The sequence below is a fragment of the Streptomyces sp. NBC_01335 genome, assembly GCF_035953295.1.
GTDB lineage: Bacteria > Actinomycetota > Actinomycetes > Streptomycetales > Streptomycetaceae > Streptomyces.
Genome location: NZ_CP108370.1, coordinates 6,362,377 through 6,386,724, shown reverse-complemented (window position 1 = coordinate 6,386,724; position 24,348 = coordinate 6,362,377). Strand labels below are relative to the sequence as shown.

Below are 24,348 nucleotides of genomic sequence, written 5' to 3'. Positions count from 1 at the left end.
CGGACGCCGGGAACCACGGAGGGCGGCCACCTGATCATGCCGGGTGGCTCGCTCCCTCCGGGGCCGGTTCGCGGATGACGCCCGGTCAGTCCAGGCGTACGGTCACGCACTTGGGGCGCTGGTACTCGGCGATGGCCAGCACGCTCAGGTCTGTTCCGTGGCCCGACGACTTGCGCCCGCCGTGCGGGAGTTCGGGGGTCTGGTCGAGGTGGCAGTTGACCCAGGCCTCCCCGGCTTCCAGTTCGCCCGCCAGCGTCAGGGCGGACGAGACGTCCGAGGACCACACACTGGCGGCCAGTGCCTGGGGCACGCCGTTGGCGAGCTCGACCGCGTGCGCGAGGTCCCGGGCCCGCTGCACGGTCAGGACCGGCCCGAAGACCTCCTCCACCACGGCCGGGTCGTCGTCGGCGAGGTCCGCGAGGACCACGGACGGCCGCCAGTGGCCGCCGTCGCGCTCCGGGCCCGGCTCGGTCCGGCCCGTGTGCCGGACGCCCGCCCGGCTCGCCTCCAGGATGCGGTCGTAACGGGCCGCCTGGTCGGGGTTGTTGAGCGGGCCGAAGTCGACCCCGGCGACCATGCGGCCCATCTCCCGGGCCAGCCCCGCGACCACGGCGTCGTGGTTCTCGGGGAGCGTGATCACCCGCGCGGGGGCGGCGCAGCTCTGGCCGGCGTTGAAGACGGAGGCGGCGGCCAGCGAGGCGCAGGTGTACGCGGGCGCGTCGGGCAGCACCAGGGCGGCGCAGTTGCCGCCGAGTTCGAGGCTGACCCGCCGCAGTCCGGCGCGGTAGGCGACGTCCAGGCCGCCGGCGGTGCTTCCGGTGAAGGCGATGGCGTCGACGCGGGCCTCCACGAGCAGGACGCCGGTCTGCCGGTCCCCGGGGAGTACGCGGACCACGTCGTCGCCGAGGAGTCCGGCGGCGTCCTCGGCGAGCAGGAGCGCGGTGTCGGGCGTGGTCTCGGCCGGCTTGAGGACGACGGTGTTCCCGGCGGCCAGGGCAGGGCCCAGCCGCCACATCGCCATCATCAACGGGTAGTTCCAGGGGACGACCGCGGCGACGACGCCGAGCGGCTCCCAGCGCACCCAGCTCTCGCGGTCGGCCATGCGCCGGCCGGCCGCCGGAGAGACCTCGGTGCGGGCGGCGCCCGCGTAGAACCGGAGGACGTCGGCGCTGCCCTCGACCTCGCCCCGCGCCTCCGCCGGCAGCTTGCCCGTGCCGGCCCGCAGGGCCTCGGCGTACTCCTCCGCGCGGTCCTCGATACGGTCGGCCAGCCGCAGCAGGCGCCGGGACCGCTGCCCCGGGGGGAGCGCGGCCCAGCCGCGCTGGGCCGCCGCCGCGGCCTCGACCGCGGCCGTGACGTCCTTCTCGCGCGCGGCCTGGTAGGCCGGGCGGGGCAGGCCCGTCCGGGGGTCGTGAGGAGTCAGCAGGGTCATGGTCATGCCTCGGGTTCCAGGGTCGGGAAACGGGTGGGAAGGGGCGGGCGCGGGTCAGCGCGGAGGCTGCGCCAGCAGGTCCCGCAGGGCCGGCCGAAGGATCTTTCCGGTGGCCGTCCGGGGGACCTCGGGCACCCGCAGGATGCGATGGGGCTGGACCGCCTCGGCGAAGTGCGCTTGCAGGTGCGTGCGCACCGCGTCGTCGCCGACGGCGTCGGGAGCGTTCAGGACCACGGCCACGACCTCGCCGAGCAGCTGGTCGGGGACGGCGGCGCAGGCCGCGTCCAGGACGCCCGGAAGACGCCGCAGAGCCCGTTCCATCTCCTCCAGCGACACGGCCTCGCCGCGCACCTTGGCGATGTTCTTGCTGCGGCCGGTGATGACGAAGTACGTGTGCCCGGTCTTCTCGTCCAGGACCTCGTGGCCGAGGTCCTGGGAGTGGAACCAGCCGCCCGCGAACGCCTCCGCGGTGGCCTCGGCGTTGCCCGCGTAGCGGGACATCACGTTGTGGCCGCGCATGCGGATCTCCCCCGGTTCGCCCGGGCGGGCGCGGCGGCCGTCCGGGCCGAACACGGCCACCTCGTTGCCGGGGACGGCGACACCGACGGTGGGGATGTCGGCATCGAGCAGCAGGCGCCGATAGGCGTCGTCGCCGATGTCGCGCGGCATGGTGGTGGAGAAGTTGGTGGTCTCGGTCAGGCCGTACCCCTGGAGGACGCGGGCCCCGATCCGGGTGTGGACGGCGCGCGCCGTCTCGGCGGACAGGGGGGCGGCGGCGGTGACGAAGTGCGAGAAGTCCGCCGGGAGGGTGCGGCGGCGCCACACGGCGGACAGGGCGTCGAGGATGCTCGGGACGACGCCGGCGACCCGCGGCCGGTGGAGCGTCAGGAGCTCCGGGTAGCGGAACGGGTCGAAGCCCGGGGCGAGCACCGCGTGAGCACCCGCGGCCAGGGTGGCCATGAGTGTCAGGTGCACGCCGTTGACGTGGTGGATGGGCAGGCAGCCGAGGAAGGTGTCGCCGGGGCGCAGTCCGTGGTGCCGGACCATGGCGTCCGCGTTGGCGACGGCGTTGCCGTGGGTCTGGGCGACCAGCTTGGAGGCAGCGGTGGACCCTGAGGTGCCGAAGTAGAGCACGTCCGCGTCCGCCCGCGGGGGCGGCGGGGACCAGCCGGGGGGCGGGTCGGGCAGCCGTTCGGGGTCGGGGGCGCGGACGGTTCGGGGGAACCGGTCGTCGGCCGTGGCGGGGCCGGTGACGATCGCCTCGATCGCGAGGGCCGCGGTCTGCTCGGCGACCCGGGCGGCCGGGTCCGCCGGGTTGAGCACGAGGGCGGGCCGGCCGGAGCGCAGGACGGCGAACAGGGCGATCACCGATGGGACGTCGTTGACCGGGGTCAGGCCGACGGGCCCGCCGGCCGGCAGCCCGAGGACCGTGTCCAGCCAGTGGGCGGTTCGGCGGCTGTAGTGGTCGAGCTCCGCATAGGTCAGGGTTCGCGCGGTGCCGTGGGCGGCCGGCGTCGTGAGGTACGGTTCCCCGCCGCGTTCCCGGGCGTGCCGGTCGAGGTGGTCGAGGACCGAGCGGACCCCGCCCGCGCTGGTGGGAAAGGGTGCTTCCCGGTAGCGGTGGACGAGGTCCTGGTCGGTCGCGGTCGGGTCACCCATGCGCGTGCCGGGTCTCGTGGACGGCGTCGGCGAGGGTGCGGGTGGTACGGAAGGTGTCGGCGGTGACCCTGTCCTGGGGCAGTTCGACGTCGAGGGCGGTCTCGACCTCGACCAGGAGCCCCACGGTGCGCAGCGAGTCGAAGCCGAGGTCCGCGAGGGGGACATCGGCCTGCTCGGGGCCCCACGCCGGCACCGGTTCGGTCAGGAGCCCGCGGACCACGTCCAGGACCGCCGCGAGATCGGGCGGGACCGGGAGTCCGGCGTGTGCCGGGCTCCCGCCGGCGCGGGGGCCGCTGCTCATCACTCCTCCACCAGGGTCATGCGTTCGGCGGACTCCAGCGGCATGTGCGGCACGCCGAAGGCCAGGATCTCCAGCGGCTCGGGGACGTGCAGGTTGGTCTTCACGCCGTGCGCGTAGTTGGCTGGGACGAACACCGTGTCGCCGGCGCCCATCTCGTAGTCCACACCGTTGATATGGATGTAGCCGCGGGAGCTGAGGACGAAGAGGATGTGCGCGCCGGGGTGGGTGTGCAGGTCGAAGCAGGAGCCGGACTCCATGATGATGCGGTCGGCCCCGATGGCCACGCCGCCCTCGATCAGTTCGCCGGCGCCGACGGTGCCGAGGATGCCCGGGATGACTTCACCCCGGGAGTTGAGCAGTTTGACCTCGGGCGAGGTGTAGATGTTCCGGACGTGCTTGTCCGGGTCGAAGACGGTGTCCATGGGTGTCTCCTTGGCTGTGTGCTGGTGAGCGGTTTCGACGGGGCCGGGTGGGCGCGGTGTCATCGGAGGGCGGGGCCGGTCGGGCGGTGCCTCTGGAAGGGGCTGCGGCCCAGCCCGCGGGCGATCCCGAGAGCGAGGTGGGCCGCGAAGATCTGGTGGAGCAGCGGGGCGAACTCCTCGCGTGCGGTGCCGTGCACCGGAAGGAGGACGATCCGGTCGTCGAGGTCCTCGGTCCCCTCGGCGGGCGTGACGAGGGCGACCCGACGTCCGAGGGCGAGGGCGCGCTCGGCGAGCTCCAGGGCGCGGGGCCGGGCAGGTCCGTGCGGGGCGAGCACCACGAGAGGGGTGTCCAGGGGGGCGGCGAACCGCTCCACGTGCCACCACTCCTCCAGGTCCCGGCCGTACGCGTGGACTCCGGCGCCCTCGACGACCTTGGCGGCTGCGTAGCCTGCCGTGCCCTCGGCGGGGCCGGTGCCGAGGACGGCGATCACGGGGGCGTCGGTCAGGGTCCGTCCCCATGCGGAGGCCCGCTCGCGGACGGCCGCCTCGGTCGCGGCGATCCCGTCGGCGAGGCCGGGGAGTTCGGCGCGGGTGCGAGTGGCCCACTCCGTGCCGCGGGTGGTCTCCGCGGCACGGAGCGCCAGCACCAGCAGGGCGACCAGGCTCGCCTGGTGGGTGCGGATGCCGGGGGACGGTTCGAGGTCGGGCAGGCCGACGGCGACGTGGGCGTCGGTGGCGTCGGCGAGCGGGCTGGTGGCCGATCCGCTGATGCCAAGGGTACGGAGTCCTCGGGCACGGGCCGCGGCGACGCCCTGGAGGACGCGTTCGGTGCGGCCGGAGGCCGAGACGGCCACGACGAGGGTGCCGGGGGCGGCCGTACGCACGTGGTAGCCGAGGAAGCGCTGGGCGGGCTGAACTTCGCAGGGCAGGTGTGCGAGGTGCTCGAAGGCGGCCTCGGCGGCGGTGCCCGCGTGCACGGAGTCGCCGTCGCCCACCAGGCAGACGGAGCGCGGGGTCCCGCCCGCCCCGTCGGGACCGTACAGCTCGTGCCAGGCCGTACCGACGCGGTCGGGGAGGAAGCCGGCGAGGTCGCGGAGGTCGGCCGCGAGGCGTCCGCTCTGGCGGCCGAGGACGGCGGCGTCCATGGGTCCCGTTGCCGCGGGCGGGCGGGCCGGGGCGGTCATCGGGACTCCAGGGAGCGGGCGATGTCGACGTAGGCGCGGACCCGGTCGGCGTCGATCCGGCCGCCCCAGCCGCCCTCTTCGAGGCACGTGCCGACGAAGGCCCCGTCCGCGTCGGCGAGCAGCCGGGCGGCGTTGGTGTGGTCGGTGTGGCCGGCGAGGACGACGGGGAGGCCCGGGGCGGCGCGGCGGACGGAGGCGATCAGCTCGTGGGTGCGTGCCTCGTCCGGGTCTCCGAGGGCGACGGCATCGGCGCCCATGCCGCGGGCCGCGCGGGCGACCTCCGCGGTGGGCTTCTCCCCGCCGAACCAGCGGAAGTGCATCGAGTCGACGTCGGCGATCATCCCCACGGACCCGGCGGAGATCCGCTTGCGGTACTCGGCGACGGCGAGCGGGTCGGGGGTGACCATGCCGTGCGGGCTGAGGGTCATCCCGACAAGCGCGCCGGCCCGGATGAAGTGGCCTCCGGACACCTTGGCGACGGCGAGGGAGGCGCTGAGGGCGTTGCGCATGATCTGGACGCCGACGAGGAAGCCGGGCGTGCCGGCCACGGCCCGGACGGCCGCGTCGGTGATCAGGCCCATCGCGACCGTGCGCGCCGGGTCGCTGGCGTCCTCGGTGGAGTAGACGCGGTCGACGGTCTGGATCAGGCAACCGTCGGCTCCGCCGGCGGCGAGCGCCCGGGCGGAGGCGACGGCCGTCTCCAGGATGTCCCGGAAGTCTCCTTCCTCGTGGAAGGGGGTGCCGGGGAGCGGCTGGAGGTGGATCATGCCGATGACGGTCTTGCGGCCCGGCGGGAGGCGGAACTCAGGCATGGACGGCCTCATCCCGTCGCACGGTGGCCCGGATCCGCTCGAAGGCCGGGTCGAGGACGGTCCAGGGGCGCGCGGTGGTGAGTCGGACGACGCCGCTGCCGAAGCCGAAGTTGAGGATGCCGGGATAGACCGAGACGCCCGTCTCGCGCAGGAGTTCACGGAAGCAGAGGTAGGAGTCGTCCCAGCGGTCGAAGGCGACGGCCGTGTTGATGGAGTACTCGGGCCGCAGGACGTGCGCGACCTCGGCGAGGCGGGCGCCGCTGGCGTCGCGCAGGGTGGCGAGCGCGGCCTCGCGGGAGTGCCGTTCCTGGCGGTAGCCGTCGTACGCGGCCTGCAGGCCGGCGCGCTGGAGTTCGTAGGTCTTCTCGAACTCGGCCAGTTCGGCCGCGCGCACCTCGGTGACCCCTGTGATCATCCAGCGCTCCATGCGGGCGAGGACCTCGATGGCGGTGTAGAGGAACGAGGGGGGACCGCCGAAGCTGGTGGAGGCGTACTCGTAATAGGCGGCGATGAACGCCGCGTCCGCCATGATCCAGCCGGCCTTGACGCCCGGGGCCGACCAGTTCTTGGACAGGCTGGAGACCCGGATGACGTTGGAGGCCGCGCGGAACTTGCCGAACTCCCGCTTCGGGCCGAGCCATTCGTGGCACTCGTCGAGGAGGATCATGGTGTTGGGCGAGGCGGCGCGGACGAGCCGCTCCAGGTCGGCCTCGGCGACACCGGCGCCCGTGGGGTTGGCCGCGGTCTGGAGCATGACGAACGGCGTGTCGGGGGTCAGCGCGGCGATGACCGGGTCGACCGACATCACGCCGTCGTCCGAGGAGACCGGGACCAGCGTGACCGGTGTGCGGCGGGCGATGGCCTCCACGAGCGGCGGGTAGTTGGGAATGGCGCACAGGGCCGGGGAGTTGTGCGTCGAGCCCGTCAGGACGAAGTCGGCGAGGGAGCTGACGGCGAAGGTGCCGCCCATGGTGAGGGCGACGTTCTCGGCCGTGTAGGTGACGTCCGCGATGCGGGCGCTCTCGTAGGCGGCGACGGCATCCCGCGCGGGGGCGCGCCCGCAGGAGTCGGAGTATCCGTACCAGTCGCGGGACAGGGCGTAGCGGAGGGTGTCCTTGATGGTCTCGGGGAGCCCCCACCGCTCCTCGTCGACGGAGCCGCTGGAGAGGATGTACCGCGCGTCCTGCCGGAGGCGTCCGTAGAGGTCGTCGCGGAAGTAGGAGTTGAAGAGCTCCTTGACGAAGCGGACGGTCGCCCGCGAGGTGAGGACCTCCTCGGCGGTCACCTGGCGGCGGACGGTCGAGTTCCGCCAGCGTTCGGCCTGTTCGGGGCGTAGGGCGTGGGTGCCGAGACGGTGCTCGACGCGGCCGAGCCAGAGCTCGCGCAGTTCGTAGGGGTCCTCCGGGTCGACGGCCCGCCGGAAGACCTCCAGGGTGGCGTCATCCACGACCGGGGTGAACAGGCCGGCCGGAGGGGTGGCCGGCCCGGCGTTCAGGGCCGCGTCGCGCACCTCGCTGGGCAGGCTGATCGGGCGTACGGGCGGAGAGATGTCGAACAGGGGCATGCCGTCTCCAAGGGAGAAGAAGGGGGCCAGTGGGGGACGCTCCGGGCGCTGCCCGCGCGCGCCCACCCATGGGTGGGACGGGACGCGTCAGCGGATGCGGAGCCTCTTGAGATGGCGTGTCCTGGCCGCCGCTCGGGGCAGCCCGGCCGTGCGCCCGTGGAAGAACCGGGTGTTGTCGATGACGACGAGCAGCCCACGGGACCAGAGCACGCCCGAAGCGCCCCGGGCTTCGTACATGCGGGTGAGCAGGCGGCCGAGGGCGCCGTTGACGGCCTCCGGCGAGGCTCCGTCCGCCTCGCAGACCCAGCGCAGGGTGTCCTGCTGGAAATCGCGGAAGGCGAAGACCACGTGGTCCCCCTGGGACCGCACGACGGGGGGCACGCCGGGGGCGTCGGCGTAGCGGGTGGCGCGGAGCAGGCGGAGGTCCTCGGCGTCGAGGCCGGCGGCGACCTCGTCCATGGAGACGAGGACGGTGGAGGCGGAGTTGTCGCCCGGTTCCACGCACATGAGCACGATGTAGCGGGGCTGGTCCGCGACGGCGCGTCCGCTGCCCTCGCTGTGCAGGGACAGGGGGTTGCTGGCGAAGGGCTGGAGGGAGACGTCCTGCGTGATTCCGGCATCGGCCCGGAGGTTGAGGACGACACCGTCCTCAACGTAGGACTGGATGTCGGGAGCGGTCTCGGGTGTCACGGTCCCGAGTGCCGAACCCAGCTTCCTGAAAAGGCCGTTGGGAAGCGGCTCGTCCAGCCGGACGACGCCGAGCCCGTACCGGACGAGGTCCCTGTCGATCCCGTCGAGGATCTCCCCGGGGAAGTCCGCTGCCGTGGCCGGGAATCCTACGGCAGGCTGCGCCAACGCACTATTTTCAGAAAGGAGTTGGGCACGGAGTCGACAGTGGTCGTCCGATGAGTTCTCGGTAAAGCTACCTTTGAGCATTCTCTACCCCCGCTGGACATGACGTGCGCACCAAGGAGCGGAAACCGCGCGAACCGCCTTCCGGACAAGGCGCGTTCCGGCGGGTCGGTGATCGTGAGCAACTGACACGCTCAGGCGCTGCGGCGCTGGCCGCCCGTCAGTTAACCCGAAAGATCAGACGGAGGCTAGATCCTCTCGTTGCACAGGCGGCATTTCACTGGCAATGTCCGCAAGGTTCCTTGCGGGGAATCAGGCCCGCGGGGTCAACTCCCGGCATTTTTCGTGCGACTGACAGATTGGCTTCCTGCCTCCCTCCCCAGCGCCCCGAGCAGGGGTTACAGTCCTGGGATCACAACCTCGCCAGTGCGGGCTCGATGTCAACGAGGGGCTACATAGGGGATGTTGGACACTCTGTTCACCAAGCAGATCGAGCGGACTCCCGATGCGGTGGCCGTTTCCCATCCGGATGCTCGCGAGCAACTGACGTATGCGGAGCTCGACCGGGCGGCGGAGGGCGTGGCGCGCCTGCTGCTCGACCGGGGCGCGGGTCCCGGCTCGTTCGTGGGCGTGTGCCTTCCGCCGGGATGCGGGCGCATCGCCGCCTTTCTCGGCGTGTGGAAGGCGGGCGCGGCCTATGTGTCGATGGAGCCCGAACAGCCCGTCAACCGCCACCGCTTCATCCTGGCCGACAGCGGCGCCTCCTGTGTGATCACCTCCGCCGAGCTGGCGGACCGGTTCCCCTCCGAACTGGTCCTCCAGGACGTCGGAACGGCCCCGGCCGCGGGCGGAGCGCCTGTCGATCCGCCCGTCGTCGCGCCGGACGCCCCGGCCATCGTGTACTACACCTCGGGCACCACCGGCACGCCCAAGGGCGTTCTGGTCGGTCACGCGAGCATCGCCCATTTCCTGGCGAACGTCACGGGACCCGACCCGGACCTGTCCCTCGCTCCTGGAGACCGCACGGCCCAGCTCACCAGTCCCGCGTTCGACGCGATCACGTACGAGATATGGGCGACGCTGTTGTCCGGCGCCACCCTCGTGATCCTCCCCCGGGAACTGCTGACCGACGGCGGACTGCTCGGCGAGGAGTACCGGCGACACGGCATCACCGCCATGATCACGGCCACGTCGGTCTTCCACGAGATCGCCCTGCAGAATCCCGCCGCGTTCGCACCCCTGCGGCTGCTCCTCGTCGGCGGCGAGCCCATGGACCCCCGGCGGGCCCGCGACGTGCTCGCCTCTCTGTCCGGCACGCTGGCCAATGTCTACGGCCCCACCGAGACCACCACCTTCGTCATCCGGCACGTCGTCTCCGGCGTGACCGACGAGACCCGGATCATCCCGATCGGCACGCCGCTGCCCGGTCTGGAGGCCCACGTCCTCGACGAGGAGCTCCGTCCGGTGCCCGACGGTGTGCGCGGCGAGCTGTACATGTCGGGCCCCTGCCTCAGCCTGGGCTACCTCAACCGCCCCGAGCAGACGGCCGGCGTGTTCGTGCCCCACCCGGAGCGTACGGACCTCGCCCTCTACCGCACGGGCGATCTCGTCCGGCGGGACGCCGGCGGCGTGCTCGTCTACCTCGGACGCACGGACCACCAGGTCAAGATCCGCGGACACCGCGTGGAGCTCGGCGAAATCGAGGCGCGGCTGCTCGCCCACCCCGAGGTCGCGAACGCCTGCGTGGTGCTCCGCGGCACGGAGGCCGACCGCGTTCTCGCCGGCTTCGTGGTGCCGGCCGCCACGGCTGCCCCGGACACGGCCGCCCGGGTTCGGGACGACCTGGCGCGTGACCTGCCGGAGTGGATGGTGCCCCGGCTGACGGTGGTGGACCGGCTGCCGCTCACGCCCATGGGCAAGGTCGACCGCACGGCCCTCGCCGCGCTCGGCTCCCCGCACGACCAAGGCGGCCGGGACGAGCGGGGCACCGCGCCGGGGACGCCCGCGGACGGGCTCTCCCCGCTGGAGCAGGCCCTGTCGGCCATGTGGCGCGACCTGCTGGAGGTGGACAGCCTCGCCCCCGAGGACAACTTCTTCCGGATGGGCGGCCACTCCCTCCTCCTCGGACGCCTCAACGCGAGAATCCGCCAGGACCTGGAGATCAGGCCGCCGCTGCGCGCCTTCTACTCCCACGCCACGCTCGGCGCACAGGCCCGCATGCTGGAGACCTACGCCCCCGACCCGGAGCGCGTCGCGGCCCTCGTGGCCGGTACGGGGAAGGAGAGCGGCGCGTGAACGCCCACGTCGTGCCCTGCCGGAGCATCGCCGACTACCGCGAGCGGGCGGACGCCTGGAGCGAGGGCCTGCCCTTCCCCGTGCTGGCCGGCCCTTCGCTGGACCGCTATCGGTCGCTGTTCCCCGAAGGGCGACTGCCGGAGGTGGACACCGCCCCGCGGGCGGGAACGGTGATCAGCGTCGGCGGCGACGCGGGCTCCGCAGGCCGGCTGCTGGCCGTCGCAACGGGCCGTGAGCACCGTGTGGTGGGACCCGGCGCCCTCGCGCGCGAACTCGCCCCGCGGGCCGGTGAACTCGTCGCCGTGGTCGGTCTGGCCGAGGACATCACCGCCTCCGGCGACTGGCCGGGCGCCCACGGCGCGGTGGTCGGCGTGGTCACCGCGCGCGACCTGGCCGCACTGACCTGCCTGGTCTACCGGAGCCTCACCGCCCATGCGGCGGCTGAGGACCGCGTCTTCGTGGCCACCCACCCCATGCTCGAAGACGCCGAACTGGCCGACACCAACGAGTTCGAGGACATCCTCGAACTCGGCCGGCGCAGGCCGAGGCTGCTGGTGCTCAAGGCGCTGGGCAAGGAGTGCTGTGCGGCGCTGCCCGACGGCATCCTGTGCGGCCGGTCCGACGCGATCGATGCTCCGCTGCCCCCCACCGACCACACGTACCGGCACATGCCGTGCATGCACGGCGCGGGCTGCCACCGCGCCGACCTGGCTGCGGATCGGCGCCTGCCTGCGGCGGAACTGCACGCGACCGTGGTCTTCACCCACAGCTGTTCGTCCATCGCCGTGGGCACCAACGCCTACCCCCACCATGTCGCGCTGGGGCTCGGGTTGTTGGAAGGAACCGCCGTCGCGGTCATCGGCGCGCTGGGTGTCCACATCGTGCAGCGGGGGGCGCAGCAGGACCTGGAGGGCGCTCTCTCGGAGAACCTGCCACTCGGCCACGCCGTCGAGCGCCTGAACGAGCGGGCGCATCCGATCAACGGCTGGCTGAACCGCTTCGGCCTGCTCGGCGACCCCGGCCTCGTCCTCGGTCTGCCGGCCGGACGGGCCGAAGGCGCCCACCTCGCGAAGGCGGTGGAGGCGGCAGGCCGGCGGGATGGTGAGGCGGTCCGGGACCTGGCCTACGTGAACAACGTGGTCCTCCCCCGCCTGGAACGCCTCTGCTGGCTGGAGCCTGGGGTCGACGCCCTCGCCGTGGAAGGGTTCCGCGTCCGGGTGCGCGAGGTCGCCGAGGACCTTCAGGCGCCGGACCTGGCTTCGCTGGTCGCCGGGATCGAGACCGACCTCGCCGCGTTCCAGCACGCCACGGCCGCCGCGATCGTTCATGACATCTATGTGAACGGATGGAACTACGGAGGCCCGTCGCTCGACGGGCTGCGCGAGGTGTCCCAACGCCCCGCGACCTGCCCGAACTGTGCGCGGGACAGGGCCGCCCTCATCGTCATGAGACACGTGGTGCACGCCAATCTGACCGTGCGGACCCTCCAGTGCAGGCGCTGCGGTGACCTATGGTGGACCAGCGAGGAATCGGACGAACCAGCGTTCGTACTCGAAGGAGCTCTGGACACGGATGCCGTGTCGGGTCGCGTCACCGGCCTGTCCCGGAGCCTGCGCAACGATTCCGAGCACATTCTGCGCGGTGGAATCGGATTCGCTTTCGCGATGCGTCGATTCCTGGGGCTACCGCCCGAGGTCAGCGCGCCGATTGCCGTGCTGCCGGGCCAGAAGGAGGAATTCACCGCCGAGATCGATCTGGTCGGTCACCAGCCGCGTCCGGACGTCCACACCGGGGTATTCATCGCCATCGTGAACGGGGCCTACATCGCCTCGTCTTCCATGATGAGGCTGGCTCCGGCTCCGCCGGGCGAATCCGATCACGTCCGCTCGGACGAGTCGGATCTCCGGTAATCGAATACACCAGGAAATAACGGCGGATTCATGCTTCCGCGTCCCGGGCATGCTCTGTCCGAACTCAGGAAGACTTGCGATCCTTGCGTTCCAGCAGGCTTAGTTGAAACGGAATCCGCATGGCGACGACAGCGGAGGATTTCATGGCCACAGCATCAGGCGGTCATTCCGTGGTGCGCGAGACCTTGCTGCTGGTACGCCAACAGTTGCGGGCGCAGGCGGACACGGTCCAGGCGCTGAGCACCCAACTGGAAGAAGCGCAGCGGAAGCTGGATCTCCTGGAGACCCTCAGCACCTCGCTGGACCAGTTCCAGCCGGGCCAGACGGAGACGTCCTCCGCCGTGCGCGCCGTCACGGTGGAGATCACCGGGCAGGCAACCCCGCCGGAGCCGACCGCGCCCGCGGCGGTGAGCGCCGACTCCACGGGTTACCGCGCGAGCAAGCCGTTCTCCATTCAGGAGATGATCCTTGACGTGCTGTCCACGGCACAGGATCCGCTGCGCACGCGGGACCTCGTCACGATCATCGAGCGCCTGCGCGACGAGGGCAAAACGGACCTGCTGCGCGACTCCCGGCGGCCTGACTCCATCGTGTCGTCGGCCCTCGACCGCTTGTGCAAGAAGGGTCTGGTGCGGAAGGTCGGACGGGGGCGGCACACGCTCTGCTGATCTGGACGGGCCCGCGGGCCATGCCTGCGGGCGGCCCACCGGCCGCGGCGTCCCGGCGGGCGGCCCGCACGGGGTCCCGGCCGAACAGCTCCATGGACTCGAGCGACGGGGGCCTTGACCCGGGAGGCCGATCCGGCCGACTGGCGAGAGAGGCGATGTCGCGCCGACGGCACGCATCCGGGGGCACTGTCACCGGGATGCGCACCTGCGACGGGACATCGGCCAGTCGTGCCCCTTGAGCCCTGGGGCGTGTGTCGAAAGTCCCGCCTGTCCGGCGACGCCCGGCACGCACGCTCGCCGCGTTGCCGGGATCACCCCGATACACCCAGTATCGGGGCGCCCCTCCGCCGTGCGATCGCACGCACCGGACACCGCCGGACCCGCCCTCCGGGCGGACGGCGCCACTTTCGACACACGCCCTGGAAGACTGATGAAGATCTCGGGGCACGACACCTCGACTGCCGTCCGAACCGCGCGTACCCAGACATCAGCCTTCCGCCACGCCGACGAGGAGTTCGCGCAGGACGGCGGTTCCGTTGCTCGTGAGGACGGACGCCGGATGGAACTGGACCGAGGCGTAGCCGGGGCCGCGCAGTGCGTGCACCTCACCGCTGCCCGGATCGCGGCAGACCCGGATCTCGGCGCCCCGGAACGGGCAGGACAGGGTGGCCGAGGCCGAGTGCGCGGCGAACGTGTTGTAGAAACCGACGAGTTCCGGTCGGCCGAAGAAGTCGATCTTCTGTTGGGACCCCTGATTGGGCTCCGCCTTGCGCACGATGTCGAGCCCCAGGAGTGAACTCAGCACCTGGTGCCCGAGACACACGGAGAGGAACGGGGTACGGGAGTCCAGCAGCCCCCGGGTGAGATCCCGCAGGTGCGCGATCTTGGAGTCGCCGTGCAGCCCCGGGTCTCCGGGTCCGGGCCCCACGATCACGAAGTCCTGGTCGTCGAGGGTGTACGGCTCGTCGAAGCGGCGCACCGTCACGTCCAGGCCCAGCGAGGCGAGGCAGTGCCGGGCCATGGAGGTGAAGGTGTCCTCCGCGTCGACGACGAGGAGGCGCCGGCCGGCCAGCCGGTCGTCCGGGCACCCGCGGTCGTCAGGGTTCGCCAGCCAGAAGCCGGCCAGAGTGGCGTTGCGGTTCGCCAGTGCGGCCACCACGTCGGGGTGGTCCCTCAGTGCCGGTCCGCGCGCCGACGCCGCGGCGTCGTGCTGTGCCGGGTGCCTCGTGTCGGGTTCGCCGCGCAGCACGGACAGCAGCCCGGCGGCCTTCGCCCGGGTCTCGGCCACCTCGGCCTGCGGAGAGGAGTGCCTCACCAGGGTGGCGCCGACTCCGATGCTGAGCCTGCCCGCCGGGTCGACGTCCGCGGTGCGGATGAGGATCGACGAGTCCAGGGCGACCTCGCCGTCGGCGTCCCGGCCGACGAGGGCCGCCACACCGCTGTAGTAGCCCCGGCCGTGGGGTTCGTACTTGCCGATGACCCGGCACGCGCTCTCCAGCGGGCTGCCGGTCACCGTCGGCGCGAACAGGGTCTCGCGCAGGATCTCGCGCACGCCGCTGCTGCTGGAGCCCTCGATGAGGTACTCGGTGTGCGCGAGGCGCTCCATCTCCTTGAGGTACGGACCGCGCACCCGGCCGCCGCGGTCGCACACCCGGCCCATCATCTTCAGTTCCTCGTCGAGGACCATGAAAAGCTCGTCCGACTCCTTGGCGTCCCGCAGGAATCTCATCACCCCGTCGGCATCCGCGCCGCCTTCGGGATATCGGTAGGTGCCACTGATGGGGTTCATCGTCATGGCGCCGCCGAGCAGGCTCACGTGCCGTTCCGGGGTCGCGCCGACGAGGCACCTCTCGCCCGTGTGGATCAGGAACGTCCAGTAGACGCCGGATTCGCCCTGGAGCAGCCGGCGGAAGAACGCCAGGGCGGTAGCCGTGCCCCAGTCCGCCAGATCCGCCCGGTAGGTGCGCCGGAAGACGAAGTTGGCGCCGGTGCCCCGGCCGATCTCGTCCTCGATGATCCGGCGCACCGTGCCGGCGTACGCCTCGTCGTCGACGTCGAAGCCGTGCTCGTCCATCCTGATCGGCACGTCCGGGACGTCCCGCAGGAACTCCTGCCGGGACAGGCCGCACTGTTCCTCGACCGTCAGGGCGAGCAAGGGGGTGCCGTCGTCCAGGCAGGCATAGCCGCGTTCGGCCAGCTGCCGGTAGGGCAGTACGGCGAGCACGTCGTGCCGGTCGGAGCCGGGGCCCTGCGGCAGTGGGAGTTCGGCGAGCGAACCGGGCTGGGAGACCGTGCCCACCAGCAGTTCCAGGCGGTCCGCTCCGGTGGCCTGCGGCCGGTGCAGCAGGGCGAACGGCGGCGGGTCGGCGGCGAGGATCCGGGACAGGAGCGGGTGCGGTGTGCCGGAGCGCGCCTCGTCGGCACCGGAGTTCATGAGCGGCTCGCCTCCTCCAGCTGCCGCACCACTGCGTCGGTGGGCAGCGTCATACCGCAGCGCGTCGCGACGTACTGGAGCGTCATACGGTGTTCGGCCAGGGTGAAGTCGGCGACGGCGTCCCCCACCACGAACGTCTGGATGTCGTGGGCGTACGCCTCCCCCGTGGTCATGAGAATGCCGACGTGGGCGTACACGCCGCACACGATCAGCTGGTCCCGGCCCGTGTCGCGGAGCAGTTCCAGCAGGCTCGTGTTGAAGAAGGCGCTCGGCCGCCACTTGGTGAACACCGTGTCGGACTCGCTCGGCGCCAGTTCCTCGACGACGGCGCGATCCTGCGGCCCCGCGGTCATGCCCGGGCCCCAGAAGTCCTTGAGCAGTCCACGCTGTTGTTCGGTCATGGAACCCGGTTGCGCCGTGTAGGCGACGGGGACGCCCAGCTCGGCGCAGGTCTGCCTGAGCCGGACGGTGTTGCGGACCAGTGGGTCGACGGGTGAACGGCCGGCGGTGAACGGCCGTAGGAAGTAGTTCTGCATGTCGTGCACGAGCAGGACGGCACGGGACGGGCTCACGGACCACGAGGCCTTATTGGCCGGCAGGTCGCCTTCCGTGGGCATCGGGTAGGGCTCGATCGCCGGGATGGCCACAACCGACTCCTTTCCATGGCGGGGCTCACGCGCCGAGCGCGGCCCCGCCGTCGACGGTGAGGTGGTGCATGGTGATGTGCGCCGCGCCGTCCGACAGCAGAAACAGCACGGCGTCGGCGACGTCCTGGGGGCGGGCCAGCTTGGCCAGCGGGATGCCGACCCGGAAGGCTTCCGGAACACCGTCGATCGAGACGCGGGCCGCGGACTCGTCGTCCCACAGCGCGGTCAGCATGGGGGTGTCGGTCGATCCGGGAGCGACCACGTTGCAGCGGATGCCGTAGGCGGCGCTCTCCAGGCCGAGGCACTTGGTGAACATGGACGCGGCGGCCTTCGACGCCGCGTACGCGGCCATCTCCATGCGGGCGGTGCCCGCGGCGTTGGAGGCGATCGTGACCAGGGCGCCGCGCCGCCGCGGTTTCATCCGGCGCACGACGGCGCGCGACATGTGGAAGACGCCTGTGGTGTTGACGGCGAAGGTCGCCTGCCAGTCCTCGTCCGTGAAGCCGTCGACATGGCCGCCGCGCAGCACTCCGGCAGCGTTGACGAGCCGGTCGATGGGGCCGAGCCGTTCCTCGACCGCCTCGACCACCGCCTCGACGTCCTGGCTGGAGGTGACGTCGACCGGGAAGGCCATCGCCCGGTGACCCGCCCCCCGCAGCTCCTTGGCCACCACGTGCAGCCGGTCGGCGTCCCGGTCCAGCAGGGCGACCGACACTCCGCGTACGGCCAGCGCCTCGGCCACCGCGCTCCCGATGCCTCCTGCCGCACCGGTCACCACCGCGATCGTGTCCTTCATCGGCAAAACTCCTCTCCCCTTGCGTCGTCGTGCGTCATCGGTCCTTGCCCTGCCATGCGGAGACCACGTCGAGCGCCTGCCAGGGGTTGAGCCGCGGGTCGCACAGCGTGGTGTACGCCCCGTCCAGCCGGTCCACTCCGGACCCGTCCGCCACGCACTCGGTGACGTCGTACGGCGTCGTCTCCAGGTGCAGGCCCCCCGCGACCCCGCCCGCGGTCACGACGGCGTCCTGGAAGCCGACGACCTCCCGCACGATCGTGTCGACGCGCCGCGTCTTGATGCCTCCGGGCGCGGTCACGGTGTTGCCGTGCATCGGGTCGGACAGCCAGCTGACGGGATGTCCCGCGGCCCGCACGGCGGACACCAGCGGGGGCAGCCGCTCGGTCACGGCCTCGGCTCCCATCCGCGCGATCAGGGTGAGCCGGCCCGGCGTGCGGTCGGGGTCGAGCAGTTCGCACAGGCGCACCAGCTCGTCGGGTTTCGCGGACGGTCCGACCTTGCAGGCGACGGGATTGTCCACGGAGGCGAGCAGGCGTATGTGCGCCCCGTCGGCCTGCCGGGTGCGCTCGCCGATCCACGGCCAGTGCGTGGAGGCCATCAGCAGGCGGCCGTCGCGGTTACGGCGCAGCAGGGGCAGTTCGTAGTCCAGGACGAGGGCCTCGTGGCTGGTCCACACCTGGGAGTGCGGCGCCGCCCCGTCGGCCATGCCGCGCAGCCGCAGGGCGTCCACGGCGGAGGCCGCGGCGTCGTAGCAGGCCACCATCCGCGAGGGCGCCGGACGCCGGGCCCGGGCGTCGGGCTGGGGCCGGTTGACCATGTGCCCGCGGTAGACGGGAAGTTCACGTCCGCCGACCTCTTCCACGGACTGGGAGCGGGGCTTGGCGAACTGGCCGGCGATGCGGCCGACCCGCAGGACGGGCCTGCCGGAGTGGGCGCTCATCACCGCGGCGAGCTCGTCGAGGAGATCCGCCTTGCGGTCGACGGGTCCGGCCCCGCACTCCGCCGGATCCTCCGCGCAGTCGCCGGCCTGCACCACCTGTAACCGGCCTTGCGCGACCTCGGCCAGCAGGGCGTGCAGTGTCGCCACTTCGTCGCGGGTGACCAACGCGGGCTTGGTGGACAGGAGTTCGCGTACGGGTTCGAGTTGTGGGTCGTCGAGCCAGTCGGGCTGCTGCCGGGCGGGCAGCGCCCGCCATCGGCGTACCTCGTCCAAGGAGAGGGCGGCGCCCTCGTCCTCGACGAGCAGCAGGGCGGTGTTGTCGGACATCGTTGCACTACCTCCGTGGGTGGCGCGGGCGGGAGAGGAGCCGTCGTGGCGCGGTCAGACCCGGCGGCTGGCCGGGGCGGTGTCCCTCGTACGCAGCCGCGGGTTGTCGTCGAACAGGGCGGTGAGCTCCTTTTCGGCGATGCCGAGAGCCCGAGCGGAGAAGGAACGCAGAGCGCGCAGGTAGTCGTCTTGCAGGCCGGCCTCGTCGAGATGCGGTGCGCGGCCGTTCTCCAGCAGGATCCGGCCCGCCACCAGCACGGTGTGCACGTCCTGTGTGCCGCCCAGCGTCAGATAGCCCTCCAGCGGGCGGGGGTTGAGCAGATAGCGCCAGTCGTCGATGGGCACGAGCACCAGGTCGGCCTGCTTGCCCGCCTCCAGGCTGCCGACCTCGTGCTCCCAGGCGAGGCCGCGGGCCGCGATCCGGGTGGCCATGGCCAGGGCCTCACTGGCGGGCAGGGTGGTGTGGTCCGCCGCGAGTTCGTTGTACATCTGCCAGGCCGCCCGCATCTCCTCGGCCATGCCCATGACGGGGAACACGCCCCCGTCCGTCGACAGCGACACGTCGAGGCCGGAGCGCTTGAGTTCGGGGATGAGACCGGTCTCGCTCAGGGTGGACTCACCGGTGGGGCCGTACTTCGCGGGCGAGTGGCTGATGTGGACCCGGGCGTCGAGCAGCATCCGCCGCTCTTCGGAGTCGGCGAACGCGCAGTGCACCGCCATGAGCCGGTCGTTGAGCAGGCCCAGCCGGTCGAGCCTGCGCACGGGGGTGAGGCCGAAGTGCGTGCGTACCGCCTCCGCCTCATGGCGCAGGGCGCCCACGTGTGTGGCGAACGGAACGTCGTACTCGGCCGAGAGGCGGGCCAGGCCGCGGCCGAGCTCGTCGCTCATGTTGGTGAGGTAGGGGGCCGTGGGCCAGGCACGCAGCCGACCGGTCCGGTCCGCCGCGCACCGGTCCAGCACCTGCTGGATCCGAGCCAGCTCGGTGTCGGCGTCGCGGGTCCGCTCGGGGGTCCCGCTGCCCGTGCACACCGTGTCCGCCACCCAGGCGCTCACCGAACAGCGGATGCCCAGTTCCAGCGCCGCGTCGGCCAGCGCTTCGGGACGGTTGACGGACCCGACGTCGCCGAGTGTCGTGGTGCCGGAGCGCAGTTGCGTCCAGAGGGCGTACCGGGCGACGGCCCCTGCCTCGTCGGGCTCCAGGGCATCCACCAGGCGGCGGAATCCCTCGAACCCGGCGGAGACCTTGGCGATGTCGCCGCCCAGGGCCATGAAACCCGGCTCGTCGGCCCGGTCGTCCGGTGTGCGCAGGGCACCTTTGAAGGGCAGTCGCACCGCGAACATGTCGTGCCAGTGGTTGTTCACGAAGCCCGGCATGACGAGCATGGATCCGGCGTCGAGCGTCCGCAGCCCCGCCCGTTGCCCGGGGGTGAGCCTCGCGACGGCCTGTGCCACCTCCTCGACGGGGCCCACGGCGGCGATCCGGTCGCCCACGACGAGCACGGACCCCGTGGGGTGCACCCGGGCGGCGGCGTCCGCCGTACAGATGTGTCCGCCGCGGATCAGGAGCGCCGGCGGGCGGCCGGGGAGCCCCTCGTCGTCCAGCGGGGTGGTCCCCTTCACGCCGTGGCCTCCCCGGACTCCGCCGTGACGGTGTCGAAGTGCCGTTGCCAGGCCTCCAGGGTGGGCTCGGCCGCCAGTTCACGGAACGAGACGGGCAGCCCGTCCCGCCGCCACCGGTTGACCAGCCGCATCATCTCCAGGGAACCGAGCCCGAGATGTATGAGGTTGGCGCCCGGCGCGACCTTGTCGGGTTCTGCGCCGATCATGGTCGCGACGGCCTCGCGCAACGCGGCGGACACCTCCGTCGGTGTCCGGTCCGAACTTTCCGCTGTGGATTCCATCGTTGCTTCGCGTCCTTCTGATTCGACGGGACGGGGGGCGGCGCGGCGGGAGCGGGCGGGACCGGCACCGTCGGCCGGCGCTGGAACGGCGTACGACGTCATCGGCCGGTCGCCGCTTCGGACGGTGCGGCGTCCGTCGCGCGGATCCTGGCCGCCGCGTCGGCGGCGAGGGTCTTCTTGTCGACCTTGCCGAGCCCGGTCAGCGGCAGCTTCTCGACGATCGCCAGCCAGTCGGGCAGCTTGTAGTCGGCCAGTCCGTCCGCGTGCAGCGCCTCCTTCAGCTCCCGCAGGCCGGGCGGCGGGCCGTCCGGGACCACATAGGCGCCGACCCGCTCGCCCAGGAACGGATCGGGCACCGGTACGACGGCCACTTCGGCCACCGCCGGATGGGCCAGGATGTGTTCCTCCACCTCTCCGGCGGACACCTTGTCCCCACCCCGGACGATCACGTCCTTGATACGGCCCTCGATGACGAGAGCGCCGTCGGCGGTCAGCCGCGCGAGGTCACCGGAGCGGTAGAAGCCGTCCTCGGTGAAGGCGCGGGCGTTGTGCTCCGGAGCCCTGTAGTAGCCCTGGAGGGTGTACGGGCCTCGGGCGAGCAGTTCGCCGATGCTGCCCGGCGGCAGGTCGTCGCCGTCGGGGCCGACGATCCGCACCTCGTCGGCGGGCGAGAGCGGCCTGCCCTGGGTGGTGACGACGGCCTCCTCACTGTCGGTGGCGCGGGTCAGGGTGAGCAGCCCCTCCGCCATCCCGAAGACCTGTTGCAGCCGGCATCCGAGGACGGGGGAGACGCGCTCCGCGACGGAGGCGTGCAGTCGGGCCCCGCCGATCTGCACGAGCCGCAGGCTCGACAGGTCGGCCTTGTTCCACTCGGCGGCCTCCAGCCACAGTTGCGCCAGGGTCGGCACCAGCGAGGTGAAGGTGACGCGTTCGCGCTCGATGGTCTCGAAGCACTCGTCGGCGATGGGCGTCTCCACGAGGACCACGGTGCCGCCGGAGCGCAGTGTGCCCACCACGCCGGGACACCCCCAGGTGAAGTTGAACTCCGCCGGGAGCACCGCCAAGTAGACGTCCTCGGGGCCCAGTTCGATCAGTTCGGCGGCGGCCCTGGTTTGGTAGGTGTAGTCGTCGTGGGTCCGCGGGATCAGCTTCGGCAGCGCCGTCGTGCCACCGGAGAGCAGGAAGAACGCGACGTCGGACGGGTCGGGCGGGGGCAGCGGCAGGGGCTCGGCGTCGACGTCGTCCAGCGCGACCAGCAGCCCGGCGGGGGTGTCGGCGGCGGCCTTCACGGCCGGGTCCAGGACGAAGACCTTCCGCAGGGTGTCGTACTCGCCCGCGAGATCGAGGGCCAGCCGCGTGTGGTCGAAGCCCTGGTACGTGCCGGGTACCACGTAGCCGACAGCCCCGGAGATCGCGCACAGGTGGCGGATCTCGTGGGACCGGTGGGAGACCAGCGAGAACACCGGCTTTGCCCCCATGCGGAAAAGGGCGAAGCAGACGATGACGAACTCGGGCACGTTCGGCAGCTGTACGACGACCCGGTCGCCCGCGGCGATGCCCTGTCGCACGAACCCTGCGGCCGTCCGGGACACCCGTCGGTCGAGTTCGGCGTACGTCAGCCGGCGCCGCCCGTGCACCAGGGCGGTGCGGTCACCGTGTGCCGCCCCGGCGGCGGCCAGCAGGTCCGAGAGGTCCTCTCCCCGCCAGTGTCCCGCCGCCCGGTACTCCCGTGTCCGCTCCTCGGGCCACGGTGTGCATCCCTCAAGCATGGCCGCCCTCCCCCTCGGTCTCGCGGGGGACGGTGATCTCGACGATGGCGCAGCCCGCCTCCATGCCGGGCGAGGCGCCGATGACCATCACGAGGTCGCCCTCGCCCACCTGGCCGGTCTGCCAGAGGTGTTCGAGGCCGGCGACCGGGTCGGCCGCGCCCAGGTGGCCGGTGGTGCGGGTGAACTCCCAGACGCCCCGCTTCTCGTCGATGCCCAGGGGGTCCAGGAATGACGCTTGCAACGGCAGCTGGGAGAAGCCGATGTGGCAGACCCGGGAGATGTCCGCCATCGTGACGCCGGCCTCCGCCAGCGACTGGTGGGCGGCGGCGGCGACCGTGTCGCCGAAGTTGCCCATGGGCGGCGGGACTCCCTTTGCCCACTCGCGGCGCCAGAACTCCCTGCGCTCCTCCAGGTTGAGGGTGCGGCCCACGGTGGGACCGGGCGGGAACATGGGCTCCCCTCCGCGGTGCAGTTCCTCCATCGAGGGGACCGACACCGAGCCGACGGACAGCACCCGGGCGAAACCGCCGCGGCGGGACACCACGGCCGCCGCTCCGGCGTCACCCAGCAGGAAGAGCTTCGAGGCACGCCAGCGGTCCGCCAGCGGGGTGGAGAAGTTGTCGCCGGAGGTCAGGAGCACCGCCGGCGGTTCGGACGTGGCCATCAGACGGCCGGCGGCCAGCTCCAGCGCGGAGAGCATGCCGAGGCAGCCCTGCCGTACCTCGACGGCCGTCACCGGGCGGTCGAGCGTGTGCCGCAGGACGTAGTGGTGGGCGGACCAGCCGTCCGGGCCCTGGAAGTGGACACTGCTGTGCAGCAGCGCGCCGAAGTCCTCGGGCCGGTGACCGGAGCGGGCCAACGCCTTCCTGGCCGCGCGCACGGCCAGATCGGGCCCGGTGGTCTCGCCCGCGACGAGCACGGACTCGATGCCGGACTCCTCGCGGTCCTCCTCGTCGTACAGCCCCTCCTCGACGGCGCGGGCCGTCGGGTACGGCTCGGGCAGATGGGTCGCGATGCCCGCGAGATGAATTCCGCTGACCCTCACGGGCGGGTCCCTCCCGCCATCGCGCCGGCACCGGCGCCGACGGCCTCGACGGGCTCGGCGGCGGGCACCAGGAAGCGTCCGACACTGCCCAGCTTCTCGCAGGTCTCCTCCAGTTCCCGCTCCGGACGGGACTGCCCCACGATGCCCGCGCCGGCCCGCAGCCAGGTGCGGCCGTTCTGCCGGTAGACGCTGCGCAGCACCAGGGTCGCGTCCATGGCGCCCTCGTGACTGACCGTCAGAACGGCCCCGCCGTAGAGCCCCCGGGCCTCGGACTCGTTGCTGCGGATGCTGTCGTAGGCGGCGTCCTTGGGCACACCGGATGCGGTGACCGCCGGGAACACCGCCTTGAAGGCGTCCCAGGCCCCTTGGCCGTCGGCGAGCTGTCCGCCGACCCGGGAGGCCAGGTGCTGCACGGTGCCGCGATCCTTGACGACCATGAACTCCTCGACGTCGACGGTGCCGGGGGCGCATACCTCCAGGAGTTCGTCGCAGGCGATCTTCACGGAGATGGCGTGTTCGTAGATCTCCTTGGGGTCGGTGAGCAGTTCCGCGCGCAGCCGGTCGTCCTCGGCCCGGTCGCCGGTGAGCGCCCGGGTCCCGGCCAGGGGCTGGCTGACCACACGTCCGTCCGGGGCGACCTGGACGACGATCTCCGGGCTGAAGCCCGTCGCCTCGATGCCACCGAGGCTGAGCAGGAAGGACCTCGCGGGGTTGTTGCCACGCCGCCCCGCCAGGTATGTGCCCACGAAGTCGAGTTCGTGATCGACCGGGACCACCCGCGAGAAGATCACCTTCTGGAGGACCCGGCCGTTGATCGCGTCGACCGCGGCGCCGACGGCCCGGCGGTAGGCATCCGCTCCGGCCTGCCGTACGTCCACGGGGTCCGGTACGGCCCGCGACTCGGTGTGCTCCTCGGCCAGCACGTCCAGCGCGGCCGAGAGAGTGGCCTGGTCAGCCGAGCGCAGATAGGCCTCGCCGGCCTCGATCCTGATCTCGGTGTGGGGGACGACGAGGTGAAGCAGCCGCTGGTCACCGACGTGTCGGAGGTCTCCGTCCTTGGCGTACGACAGCTCGAACGCCGCCCAGCCGTAGGCCCGCCAGTCCTTGATCCGTACGGTGTCGAGCAGGCTCTGCACCTGCTGCAGGGGGCGGCCGTCCCACGGCAGCAGCACCTCCTCCTGCTCCTGCTTCCGGAGCCGAGCCCCCGAACGGTCCAGGGTGATCTCGGCGAGCGCGCCGCCGGCGTAGGACCAGGTGCCGCCGTTCTCGTAGACGACGTAGTCCGGGTGCAGACCGGACGACGCCAGGCGAGCAGCGGCGGTCATGGGATCCGAGGCCGGTCTCAGCCTCGTCTCGAAGTAGTGCCGGGGGGACTGGTGCATCTCGAACG

At 72.1% G+C, this 24,348-nt stretch carries 20 protein-coding genes; 3 read left to right on the top strand and 17 right to left on the bottom strand.

The window, feature by feature from the left end; all coding sequences use genetic code 11:
- Positions 1 to 85: 85 nt before the first annotated feature.
- From OG599_RS27325 to OG599_RS27290, 8 genes are all read right to left on the bottom strand, one after another.
- On the bottom strand, positions 86 to 1,438 hold the full coding sequence (locus OG599_RS27325) for an aldehyde dehydrogenase family protein (protein ID WP_327178620.1): 1,353 nt from the start codon (positions 1,436 to 1,438) through the stop codon (positions 86 to 88).
- A 48-nt stretch (positions 1,439 to 1,486) separates the two neighbouring features.
- Positions 1,487 to 3,091, bottom strand: a complete 1,605-nt coding sequence (locus OG599_RS27320; RefSeq protein WP_327178619.1) for a class I adenylate-forming enzyme family protein — start codon at positions 3,089 to 3,091, stop codon at positions 1,487 to 1,489.
- Positions 3,084 to 3,392, bottom strand: a complete 309-nt coding sequence (locus tag OG599_RS27315; RefSeq protein WP_327178618.1) for an acyl carrier protein — start codon at positions 3,390 to 3,392, stop codon at positions 3,084 to 3,086. The genes OG599_RS27320 and OG599_RS27315 overlap by 8 nt, the downstream gene beginning before the upstream one ends.
- Positions 3,392 to 3,814 carry a cupin domain-containing protein gene (locus OG599_RS27310; protein WP_327178617.1) on the bottom strand — a complete coding sequence of 141 codons (423 nt, stop codon included), beginning with the start codon at positions 3,812 to 3,814 and terminating at the stop codon, positions 3,392 to 3,394. The genes OG599_RS27315 and OG599_RS27310 overlap by 1 nt, the downstream gene beginning before the upstream one ends.
- 59 nt (positions 3,815 to 3,873) lie before the next feature.
- Positions 3,874 to 4,998 (bottom strand): SIS domain-containing protein, encoded by a 1,125-nt coding sequence (locus OG599_RS27305; RefSeq protein WP_327178616.1) that lies wholly within the window; start codon positions 4,996 to 4,998, stop codon positions 3,874 to 3,876.
- A complete protein-coding gene (locus OG599_RS27300) occupies positions 4,995 to 5,810 on the bottom strand; it encodes a BtpA/SgcQ family protein (protein ID WP_327178615.1) in 816 nt (271 codons plus the stop codon). The genes OG599_RS27305 and OG599_RS27300 overlap by 4 nt, the downstream gene beginning before the upstream one ends.
- The gene (locus OG599_RS27295; RefSeq protein WP_327178614.1) at positions 5,803 to 7,374 is read right to left on the bottom strand and encodes a pyridoxal phosphate-dependent aminotransferase; all 1,572 of its coding nucleotides are present in this window, start codon (positions 7,372 to 7,374) and stop codon (positions 5,803 to 5,805) included. The genes OG599_RS27300 and OG599_RS27295 overlap by 8 nt, the downstream gene beginning before the upstream one ends.
- A gap of 87 nt (positions 7,375 to 7,461) precedes the next feature.
- Entirely contained in the window at positions 7,462 to 8,229 is a 768-nt protein-coding gene (locus tag OG599_RS27290) for a TauD/TfdA family dioxygenase (RefSeq protein WP_327178613.1), read from the bottom strand.
- 459 nt (positions 8,230 to 8,688) lie between these two features.
- On the opposite strand from OG599_RS27290, the gene OG599_RS27285 reads away from it, so the two are divergent.
- From OG599_RS27285 to OG599_RS27275, 3 genes are all read left to right on the top strand, one after another.
- Positions 8,689 to 10,521 carry a non-ribosomal peptide synthetase gene (locus OG599_RS27285; RefSeq protein WP_327178612.1) on the top strand — a complete coding sequence of 611 codons (1,833 nt, stop codon included), beginning with the start codon at positions 8,689 to 8,691 and terminating at the stop codon, positions 10,519 to 10,521.
- The gene (locus tag OG599_RS27280; RefSeq protein WP_327178611.1) at positions 10,518 to 12,431 is read left to right on the top strand and encodes a hypothetical protein; all 1,914 of its coding nucleotides are present in this window, start codon (positions 10,518 to 10,520) and stop codon (positions 12,429 to 12,431) included. The genes OG599_RS27285 and OG599_RS27280 overlap by 4 nt, the downstream gene beginning before the upstream one ends.
- A 119-nt stretch (positions 12,432 to 12,550) precedes the next feature.
- On the top strand, positions 12,551 to 13,099 hold the full coding sequence (locus tag OG599_RS27275; RefSeq protein ID WP_327178610.1) for a hypothetical protein: 549 nt from the start codon (positions 12,551 to 12,553) through the stop codon (positions 13,097 to 13,099).
- Between the two features lie 487 nt (positions 13,100 to 13,586).
- On the opposite strand, the gene OG599_RS27270 is transcribed toward OG599_RS27275, so the two are convergent.
- The 9 genes from OG599_RS27270 to OG599_RS27230 all read right to left on the bottom strand — a co-directional run bounded on the left by OG599_RS27270 (position 13,587) and on the right by OG599_RS27230 (position 24,340).
- On the bottom strand, positions 13,587 to 15,533 hold the full coding sequence (locus OG599_RS27270) for an anthranilate synthase family protein (protein WP_327178609.1): 1,947 nt from the start codon (positions 15,531 to 15,533) through the stop codon (positions 13,587 to 13,589).
- Entirely contained in the window at positions 15,530 to 16,180 is a 651-nt protein-coding gene (locus OG599_RS27265; RefSeq protein WP_327178608.1) for an isochorismatase family protein, read from the bottom strand. The genes OG599_RS27270 and OG599_RS27265 overlap by 4 nt, the downstream gene beginning before the upstream one ends.
- 25 nt (positions 16,181 to 16,205) lie before the next feature.
- Positions 16,206 to 16,976, bottom strand: coding sequence for a 2,3-dihydro-2,3-dihydroxybenzoate dehydrogenase (locus OG599_RS27260; RefSeq protein ID WP_327178607.1), 771 nt, complete (start codon positions 16,974 to 16,976; stop codon positions 16,206 to 16,208).
- Between the two features lie 34 nt (positions 16,977 to 17,010).
- A complete protein-coding gene (locus OG599_RS27255) occupies positions 17,011 to 18,243 on the bottom strand; it encodes a 3-deoxy-7-phosphoheptulonate synthase (RefSeq protein ID WP_327178606.1) in 1,233 nt (410 codons plus the stop codon).
- 54 nt (positions 18,244 to 18,297) lie between these two features.
- Positions 18,298 to 19,863: an amidohydrolase family protein gene (locus tag OG599_RS27250; protein WP_327178605.1), complete on the bottom strand. Its 1,566-nt coding sequence runs from the start codon at positions 19,861 to 19,863 to the stop codon at positions 18,298 to 18,300.
- Positions 19,860 to 20,144, bottom strand: a complete 285-nt coding sequence (locus tag OG599_RS27245; RefSeq protein ID WP_327178604.1) for a phosphopantetheine-binding protein — start codon at positions 20,142 to 20,144, stop codon at positions 19,860 to 19,862. The genes OG599_RS27250 and OG599_RS27245 overlap by 4 nt, the downstream gene beginning before the upstream one ends.
- A 98-nt stretch (positions 20,145 to 20,242) precedes the next feature.
- Positions 20,243 to 21,913, bottom strand: coding sequence for a (2,3-dihydroxybenzoyl)adenylate synthase (locus tag OG599_RS27240; protein ID WP_327178603.1), 1,671 nt, complete (start codon positions 21,911 to 21,913; stop codon positions 20,243 to 20,245).
- Positions 21,906 to 22,958 (bottom strand): ketoacyl-ACP synthase III family protein, encoded by a 1,053-nt coding sequence (locus OG599_RS27235; protein WP_327178602.1) that lies wholly within the window; start codon positions 22,956 to 22,958, stop codon positions 21,906 to 21,908. Before OG599_RS27235 ends, OG599_RS27240 begins: the two co-directional genes overlap by 8 nt.
- Positions 22,955 to 24,340: a salicylate synthase gene (locus tag OG599_RS27230; RefSeq protein WP_327178601.1), complete on the bottom strand. Its 1,386-nt coding sequence runs from the start codon at positions 24,338 to 24,340 to the stop codon at positions 22,955 to 22,957. The genes OG599_RS27235 and OG599_RS27230 overlap by 4 nt, the downstream gene beginning before the upstream one ends.
- Between the last annotated feature and the right edge of the window lie 8 nt (positions 24,341 to 24,348).